This window comes from Microcoleus sp. Pol17C6, assembly GCF_036701145.1.
Classification (GTDB): domain Bacteria; phylum Cyanobacteriota; class Cyanobacteriia; order Cyanobacteriales; family Microcoleaceae; genus Microcoleus.
Map to the genome: position 1 here is coordinate 62,069 of NZ_JAUBQH010000035.1, position 8,079 is coordinate 70,147.

Annotated in this window: 8 protein-coding genes; 3 read left to right on the top strand and 5 right to left on the bottom strand. The window is 47.1% G+C overall.

What is annotated here, in order from left to right; genetic code table 11:
- Nucleotides 1–48 precede the first annotated feature (48 nt).
- Both QUA25_RS18225 and QUA25_RS18230 read left to right on the top strand, forming a co-directional pair.
- Complete coding sequence (locus tag QUA25_RS18225; protein ID WP_333040249.1) at nt 49–2,259, top strand: NHLP family bacteriocin export ABC transporter peptidase/permease/ATPase subunit; 2,211 nt, start codon at nt 49–51, stop codon at nt 2,257–2,259.
- Nucleotides 2,260–2,524: 265 nt separating this feature from the next.
- A complete protein-coding gene (locus tag QUA25_RS18230; protein WP_333040253.1) occupies nt 2,525–5,479 on the top strand; it encodes an NHLP bacteriocin export ABC transporter permease/ATPase subunit in 2,955 nt (984 codons plus the stop codon).
- 166 nt (nt 5,480–5,645) lie between these two features.
- Here the strand turns inward: QUA25_RS18230 and QUA25_RS18235 are convergent, their stop codons facing one another.
- The 5 genes from QUA25_RS18235 to QUA25_RS18255 form a co-directional block, all read right to left on the bottom strand.
- A complete protein-coding gene (locus QUA25_RS18235) occupies nt 5,646–5,786 on the bottom strand; it encodes a hypothetical protein (RefSeq protein ID WP_333040255.1) in 141 nt (46 codons plus the stop codon).
- 257 nt (nt 5,787–6,043) lie between these two features.
- A complete protein-coding gene (locus QUA25_RS18240; RefSeq protein ID WP_333040258.1) occupies nt 6,044–6,304 on the bottom strand; it encodes a hypothetical protein in 261 nt (86 codons plus the stop codon).
- Nucleotides 6,305–6,357: 53 nt separating this feature from the next.
- Nucleotides 6,358–6,576, bottom strand: coding sequence for a hypothetical protein (locus tag QUA25_RS18245; protein ID WP_333040260.1), 219 nt, complete (start codon nt 6,574–6,576; stop codon nt 6,358–6,360).
- 64 nt (nt 6,577–6,640) lie between these two features.
- On the bottom strand, nt 6,641–6,907 hold the full coding sequence (locus QUA25_RS18250) for a hypothetical protein (protein WP_333040261.1): 267 nt from the start codon (nt 6,905–6,907) through the stop codon (nt 6,641–6,643).
- A 76-nt stretch (nt 6,908–6,983) separates the two neighbouring features.
- Entirely contained in the window at nt 6,984–7,211 is a 228-nt protein-coding gene (locus QUA25_RS18255; RefSeq protein WP_333040262.1) for a hypothetical protein, read from the bottom strand.
- A gap of 465 nt (nt 7,212–7,676) precedes the next feature.
- Between QUA25_RS18255 and QUA25_RS18260 the strand changes: the two genes are divergently transcribed.
- A partial coding sequence (locus QUA25_RS18260; RefSeq protein ID WP_333040264.1) for a CVNH domain-containing protein occupies nt 7,677–8,079 on the top strand: 403 nt, incomplete at its 3' end.

Sequence of the window (8,079 nt, forward strand, 5' to 3'; positions counted from 1 at the left end):
TCCCGGTGCGTAAGTCTTGTTCATTTACTAATTACCCGTTAATAAGCAATGAAATTTCCCTGGATTAACAACTTTTTTACGCCGCGCAACTTAAGGCGAGTTCGTACTCCCACCCTCTTACAAATGGAAGCAGTAGAGTGCGGTGCTGCTGCTTTAGGAATTATTTTGAGTTACTGCCAACACCCAGTACCTTTAGCCCAATTGCGGAGCGAGTGCGGCGTTTCTCGCGATGGCAGTAAAGCTTCTAATATCCTCAAAGCAGCCCGAATTTACGGCTTAGATGCTAAAGGGTTTAAAAAAACTGTTGAAGAGTTGAAAATTGTACCGCCCCCTTTTATTGTTTTTTGGAATTTCAATCACTTTTTGGTGGTTGAGGGGATGAAGAAAAAGCGCGTTTATCTCAATGACCCCGCATCGGGGCCGAGGACTGTTTCTCTAGAAGAATTTAAGTTGGCTTATACTGGCGTTGTTTTGACTTTTGAGCCTGGGCCGGAGTTTAAAAAGGGTGGGAAAAAACCGAGTATTGCCAGTGCTTTAGATTCCCGATTGCAAAGTTCCCGCTGGGCGATCGCATTTTGTTTAATTGCTGGTTTATTACTGACTGTTCCCCGTTTGGCTGGCGCAGCATTTACCCAAATTTTTGTGGATGAAATTCTCGTCGAAAACCGTCACGAGTGGCTGCGGCCTTTAATATTGGGAATGCTGTTGGCGGCGGCCGTCCAAGGGCTGCTAGCGCGGATGCGGCTTTTCTATTTGCGGCGGCTGGCAAACAAGCTGGCGATTTCGATGTCGGGACAGTTTCTCTGGCATACTTTGCGCTTGCCTGTGGGATTTTACGCCCAGCGGTTTGCAGGTGAAATTAGCAGTCGCTGCCAAGTTAATGACAAGGTTGCTGAAATTTTATCGGGGAAACTTGCTGCAACTGCGATCGACGCGGTAATGATGGTTTTCTATGCAATAATTATGGTTATGTACGACTGGGTATTGACCAGTGTTGCGGCTGTTTTTGCAGCCTTAAACTTTTTGGCACTCCAATCTTTATCCCGCAGCCGCGTCGATGCTAACACCAGATTAGCTCAGGAAACAGGTAAGGTGGGCGGTGCTGCAATTGCAGGCATTCAATCTATAGAAACTGTCAAAGCTAGCGGTTTAGAATTCGATTTATTTTCTAAGTTTGCCGGGTACTATGCCAAAATGAGCAACGCCCAGCAAGAATTGGCTTTGCCCACTCAAATATTGTCAATATTACCAGCATTTTTAACGGCATTAGCTGCAACTGCTATCTTAGTTGTCGGGGGCTTGCGGGTGATGAACGGCGGTTTGAGTATCGGGATGTTAATTGCCTATCAAAGTCTCACTCAACAATTCCTGCGACCAGTCAACAATCTAGTCCATTTTGGCAGCACTCTGCAAGAATTAGAAGCAGATTTAAGCCGACTTGATGACGTTCTGCAAAACCCTGTAGATCCAGAAGCAGACCGCGATTTTTTTAATAGTGGATACAGCCGCAGCGCCATCGCACCAGATGCTTTTCACCTGCAAGGAAGCATTGAATTGCGCGGTGTCAGTTTTGGCTACAGCCGCTTGGAAGCGCCGCTAATTGACAACTTGAACTTAACTGTAAAACCGGGTCAGCGCGTAGCGTTAGTGGGGGGCAGCGGTTCGGGGAAATCTACTATTGCCAAACTTGTTACCGGGCTTTACGAACCAATGAATGGCGAAATTTTATTTGACGGGGTTCCTCGCAATTTGATTCCCCGTTCTATCCTAGCGAATTCGCTGGCAATGGTCGAACAAGAGATATTTCTCTTTGCCGGCACTGTTCGGGAAAATCTGACGCTTTGGGACCCGACAGTACCGGAATCAGATTTAGTGCAAGCGTGCATTGATGCGGCAATTCACGAACTTATCTTGAATATGCCGGGAGGATACGATGCTCAACTCAATGAAGGGGGAACAAATATGAGCGGCGGACAGCGGCAGCGTTTGGAAATTGCCAGGGCGTTAGTGAGAAATCCGGCGGTGTTGGTGTTGGATGAAGCAACGAGTGCTTTGGATGCTGAAACCGAGTTAATTATCGATCGCAATTTGAGGCGTCGCGGTACTTCTTGTATTGTGGTTGCTCACCGTTTGAGCACGATTCGAGATTGCGATGAAATTATTATGCTAGCAGGGGGGAAAGTTGTTCAGAGAGGCACTCATGAGGAGTTGCAAAAGCTGGGAGGAGCTTATGCTCTTTTGGTTGGGAATGAAGAATAAATAGCAGAAATACAGTAGCCAGCCCGACAGTCCGCCAGGGAATGAATTCCCTGTCTAATAGCTAAAGTCCTCTGAAGAGGACTGAAATGAATGATGGTTTGATTTGGCTATTCAGTCGGTTTTAACCGACTTTAGCTATGAGACGGGGATTTTAATCCCCGGCGGATCTGTGGATTAGCCCGATCAATTCGATCCGACTGTCTTCTTTGACGCAGGGCTTTAAACCCCTGCCCGACTTGATATTACTAATCGCCAATTACTAGCTATGCTCGATCTAAATCCTGTTAAGAAACTGCACCGAATTAAAGGAAATGAACCGCTGCTGCTGAATGACCCGTATCAGGTATGGATTGTTAAGTCGGGCGCGATCGCAGTTTTTGCAGCCAAGATACAAAGTGAGAAGCCTGCGGGCAACCGCCATTATCTGTTCGGCGTCGGTGCAGGCGAGGCTTTGTTCGGCGCTGCTACCCCCAAGCTTCGGGGGAGAGAAGGAGAAGGGGGGGGAGAAATTTCAAAACCAGGTTGGGGACTTCTGGCGATCGCGATCGCCGAAACGGAACTGGAATTGATCGCGATCGCAGATTGTGCCGCTTTAGTGGCTGCTGGTGACAGCAAAACCATCGCGCTTGTGGAAGGGTGGATAAAGCATTTGGGAGAACGAGTGATTCCCTACGGGATAGATCCGCTTCACGCGCCGGAGGAAAAAGTTGCCCCAGAAACTGTTGTTTTAGCAGCCTTGCAGCAGATATCGCTGCAAAAAGGTCAAATGCTGCGATCGCCGCCGGGAACAGTTGTCTGGGTGCGCGTCTCGTCGGGCGATGCGAGTGTCGGGGAATTGAAGTTAAATTTCGCTTCCCCAGCGTTTCCTTTGGCTGGGAATATGCTGCTGGTGGCATCCGGGGAAGTTGAGGTGCAAATTTTCTCAACAGCAGAGGTGGAAAAGGCCGACTGGCTGCGCCCGAGTTTAGCTTTGCTGCACGAGTATTTCTGCTGCTGCTTGAACTTGCTGGTTTCTCAGCAAAAAGCAGAGGAATTCCGCCGGTTTCAGGAACGCGAACAGCTAAACCGCCAAGTGACTCAGACAGCTTTGGGAGAGTTAACCGAGGTGCTGCATCCCCGGAAAACTGAGGTGTCTGAGGAAGGAACGCCGCTGTTAATCGCTGCTGGGGCTGTAGGTAAGGCACAAGGGATAACAGTCAATCCCCCGGCGGGTTCCGAAGATTTCAGCCGGGTTAAAGATCCGATGGAGGCGATCGCGCGATCGTCCCAATTTCGCACCAGGCGCGTGTTGCTGGTTGGAGATTGGTGGCGGCAGAACTGCGGCCCGCTATTGGCTTATACAAAGTGCGACGATCAACCTGTAGCTTTGCTACCCGCTAAGGGTTCTCGCTATACTTTGTTCGATCCGATCGATCGCACTCGCAAACGGGTAACTAAAGCAATAGCCCAAGAGTTGTCGTCAGAAACTCTCATGTTTTACCGGCCGCTGCCGCTATTAGTTCGCAACGCTGCGGAACTGTTTCGCTTCGGGACGAAGGGCTACGAAAAAGACATGATCGCTGCTTTCGGGCTGGGGATATTGGGAACGCTATTGGGGATGGTGACGCCACAAGCTACCTCGATTTTGGTCAATGATGCTATTCCTGACAGCGATCGTTTGTTACTGTGGCAGTTAGGGCTGGTATTGTTAGTTGCGGCGATCGGACGGGCTGTATTTAGCATGGCTCAAACAATTCTGACCCTGCGGATCGAAAATGCTGCCAGCGGCACTCTCCAGCCGGCAGTTTGGGATCGATTGCTGAGATTAAAACCGGCGTTTTTCCGCAGCTATTCTTCTGGCGACTTGCTGACTCGCTTATTAGCAGTTAATCAAATTCGCGCCCAACTCAGCGGCGCGACGCAGCGGACACTTTTGAGCGCCATATTCTCCCTGTTGAATTTGGGGCTGATGTTTATTTACAGCCTGCCGCTGGCTTTAGTCGGAATTGGTTTAACTCTTATTGCGGTTATAGTAACAGTCACATCGAGCTTGCTCTTAATCCCAAAAGAGCGGAAGATGGAAACAGGAGAAGGTAACATTAACGGGCTGACAGTAGAACTGATTAACGGAGTATCAAAGTTGCGGGTAGCGGCCGCCGAAGGGCGAGCCTTTGCAGCTTGGGCGAAAAAATACAGCCACCAAATTAAACTAAGAACTGGAATTAAACGAATTGACGACAGCGTTTCTGTGTTTAACGAAGCGCTGCCGCTAGTCAGTTCTATTCTGATGTTTTGGTTTGCAATTCAGTTTATGCAAACTCCTCAAACAGAAGGCGGCGGACTGAATATGGGGACGTTTCTCGCTTTTAATTCCGCCTTCGGAACTTTTCTTTCCGGCATCACAGACTTGAGCAATACCGTAACTGATATTTTAGGAATTGTACCGCTGTGGGAGCGAGCCAAACCGATCGTCCAGGGAATCCCGGAATCTGACCCGACAAAAGCCGATCCGGGCCGCTTGCAAGGTCAAATTACTGTCGATAGGGCAACTTTCCGCTACCGGGAGGACGGCCCCCCAATTTTAGATGATGTCAGCATCAATATTCAACCGGGGGAATTTATCGCGATCGTCGGGACTTCGGGGAGTGGCAAATCAACATTATTTCGGCTGTTATTGGGATTTGAAATAGCACAAAGCGGCACTGTTTATTACGACAATCAAGATTTAGCAGGCCTCGACGTTCAAGCTGTGCGGCGGCAGTTAGGAGTAGTGCTGCAAAACGGCAGAATTAATGCCGGTTCGATGTTTGACAATATTACCTGCGGGGCGATGGTAACGCAGGAGGAAGCTTGGGAAGCCGCGCAAATGGCCGGTTTAGCGGCCGATATCGAACAAATGCCGATGGGAATGCACACGGTTGTCAGCGAGGGTGGCACGAATCTGTCGGGAGGACAGCGGCAGAGATTGTTAATTGCCCGCGCAATGGTTGTCAAACCAAAGGTTATCCTGATGGATGAAGCTACGAGTGCTTTGGACAACCGCACGCAGGCGATCGTTACTGAGAGTTTGGATAAGTTGAATGTGACGCGAGTTGTCATCGCCCACCGCCTGAGTACGATTCGCAATGCCGATCGCATTTATGTAATTGAAGCCGGCCGTTTAGTGGAAGTTGGTTCCTTTGAGAAATTGGTAAAACAGGGGGGATTGTTTGCTCGATTAGTGGCGCGGCAGTTAGAGTAGGGATTCAAGGTAAAACCATTTTCAATAACGGGCAAGATGCCCGTTTCACAAGGAGTAAAATTCTTGTGAAACGGGCATCTTGCCCGTTCATAAAAGCCTTATTTAAAATGGTGCAACATCTCATTTACATCCGTTACATCCCGTACATTGCTCGTTGGCGAACTGATTATTCTTTTGTTAGCAAATCCGGCAGCCACAACAAAATTAGCAAGAGCAAGCAGAGGATAACTAAGCCAACACTAAATATTGTAGTGTTACCCATATCCGGGGCTTGCTGCATGAGGTATACTGGCTGTATTGCATCCATATTTTTGGTATATTTATATAATGATTTAGACGTGCTAGACAGGCAGAAACTGGTTTACAAAATTATTAGTTTTAGTCGCTTAGGGTTGATAAAAACCGCCCTTATAGGAATTACGCTAGATTCACAGGTACATGAGATGAGGTAAATAAAAACCCAGTTTCTTAAATAAACTGGGTTTCCATTGATGTTTTCCCCTTGGGTGTTGAAACTCAGCAGAAGCGCGATCGCTTCTAGTTACAAGCCGCTCATTTCTTCTGTTAGCGATCGAAATTCCTTAATGCTTCAAAGAATTCCATGTTCATACTGGGGCCTGGACCAAAATTAGGTCTTGGGCCGCTGACTGTGATAACAGGCATACCAGCAGCCCGAGCTCGATCGGCCATATTGGAATGGCCACCCGCGATCGCCTCTAATTCCAATTCGTCCAATTCTTCATCGATTGAGTTTTCCGATTCGGATGCTGCGATTTGGGATAACTGGGGCGATAATTCTTGCAAAAATTGATTGTTGCTTTCCATCAGATGTTTCCTCCTTATGTGGTTTAACTCAGCAGAAGCTCGATCGCTTCTAGTTAGAAGACGCTCTTTTTATCGTCTCCGTACATGGAGAAACCACTAACACTAGCAAATTTTGGCCTTGGGCCGCTGGCTGTGATAATACGCATACCGCCCGCGATCGCATCTAGTTCCAAGTCGTTCAATTCTTGATTAGTTGAATTTTCCAATTCTGATGCTGCGATTTGGGACGACTCGGATGGTAATTCTTGCAAAAATTGATTGTTGCTTTCCATCAGATGTTTTCTCCTTGGATGTTTAAACTCAGCAGAAGCGCCATCGCTTCTAGTTACAACCAGCTCATTTCTGCTGTCCGTAATAGGACTGCATTTCTTCAATTAAGTTCATGGGCAGACCACGACCAAAAATGTTGGGCCTTGGACCACTGGCTGTGATAACCGGGATACCGGCAGCCCGAGCTCGATCGGCCATATCGGAACAGCCGCCCGCAATCGCATCGAGATCCAAGTCGCTCAATTGTTGATTAGTTGAGTTGTCCGGTGCGGATGCTGTGATTGCGGACGACTCGGAGGGTACTTCTTGCAAAAATCGATTGTTGCTTTCCATCAGATGTTTACTCCTTCGATAATTAGTGAAATTTGCTTCCAAAAGCGATCGAACCAACTCCTAGTAAAGTTGCCTCCTATCCAGCCTTTTTACCCGCTATGTGGCTAACAAAATGCTCGGTCGGAATTCTCTCGGTCGGACCGTACCACTGGAGCTTACTCCAATCGAAAAACGTAAGACCACCTGCGATCGCATCTAATTCCGTATCGTTCAATTCTTCAGCAACAGAATTGACTGGCGACTGTTGCTGTTGCACGGCAGAATCTTGCTCAAGTTCTCGGGAAAACTGATTAGTGCTGTCCATCTGATTGCTCCTTTTTATTTCGGTGAAGGAAGTAACTCCTTATTTGTTTTTTTCCAGCTAAGCTAGTGCTGGCCTATGCGTAAATTTAGTTTAGAAAATTTCCTGGCTAAAGTAGCTACCTCAAAGTAGAGTTTTGAACCTATAAAAACAACAGATATTTAACTCACCTTTAGTTGAGGAGATTACCTGAACTTTGGGCTAGGTATCGAATATCCCACGGAACTATAGACTGGTAATACTCCGTTTCTGTGCAATGAGTAAAGCCTGCGTTCCATCCCTCCGTAAGTCTTGTCTAAGCAATAACAGCCTATATTTTAGGGCGACACCTAGCCAAAAGTTTAGGATTTTCCCTCACAGAGGCTGAGTCGCAAGCTGACTATTTGGCTAATTTTATACTAAACTAAAAGCTAGAAGCATTTTAGGGTTATTATCTTACGCTGAAAATAGTAAATCATAAAAAAGACCATGAACTTAATTAAATTGTCGGGATTATCTGTTTCAATCGTACTATCGCTCTCCATCTTCCAGCAGCCGACAAATGCTCAAAGAGCAAGTACCTTTGCTACCAGTTGCACGGATTTTTCAATCAATGGCGCTCAATTATCTGCAACTTGTAACAAAAAAAATGGTACGAATCAGCGCACTTCCATTACCATTCAAGGGGTTCATAATAAAAATGGACAACTGGTACAAGGCAATATTGGGGAAGCAAGTACGTTCAACCGAACTTGCACAGACTTCGGTATTAATGGAACTCAAATTTCTGCCAATTGCCGCACATCTAGCGGTGATCATTACTCACAAGTTAAGCTAAAAGCACTATTGTCAATGAGTCAAATTACTCATCTTTTACCTGTTGACCCAATTA

What these genes read in the sequence shown, in the direction of transcription:
- QUA25_RS18225 (WP_333040249.1), top strand. Translation starts at nt 49, where the DNA reads ATGAAATTTCCCTGGATTAACAACTTTTTTACGCCGCGCAACTTAAGG.
- QUA25_RS18230 (WP_333040253.1), top strand. Translation starts at nt 2,525, where the DNA reads ATGCTCGATCTAAATCCTGTTAAGAAACTGCACCGAATTAAAGGAAAT.
- QUA25_RS18235 (WP_333040255.1), bottom strand. Translation starts at nt 5,786, where the DNA reads ATGGATGCAATACAGCCAGTATACCTCATGCAGCAAGCCCCGGATATG.
- QUA25_RS18240 (WP_333040258.1), bottom strand. Translation starts at nt 6,304, where the DNA reads ATGGAAAGCAACAATCAATTTTTGCAAGAATTATCGCCCCAGTTATCC.
- QUA25_RS18245 (WP_333040260.1), bottom strand. Translation starts at nt 6,576, where the DNA reads ATGGAAAGCAACAATCAATTTTTGCAAGAATTACCATCCGAGTCGTCC.
- QUA25_RS18250 (WP_333040261.1), bottom strand. Translation starts at nt 6,907, where the DNA reads ATGGAAAGCAACAATCGATTTTTGCAAGAAGTACCCTCCGAGTCGTCC.
- QUA25_RS18255 (WP_333040262.1), bottom strand. Translation starts at nt 7,211, where the DNA reads ATGGACAGCACTAATCAGTTTTCCCGAGAACTTGAGCAAGATTCTGCC.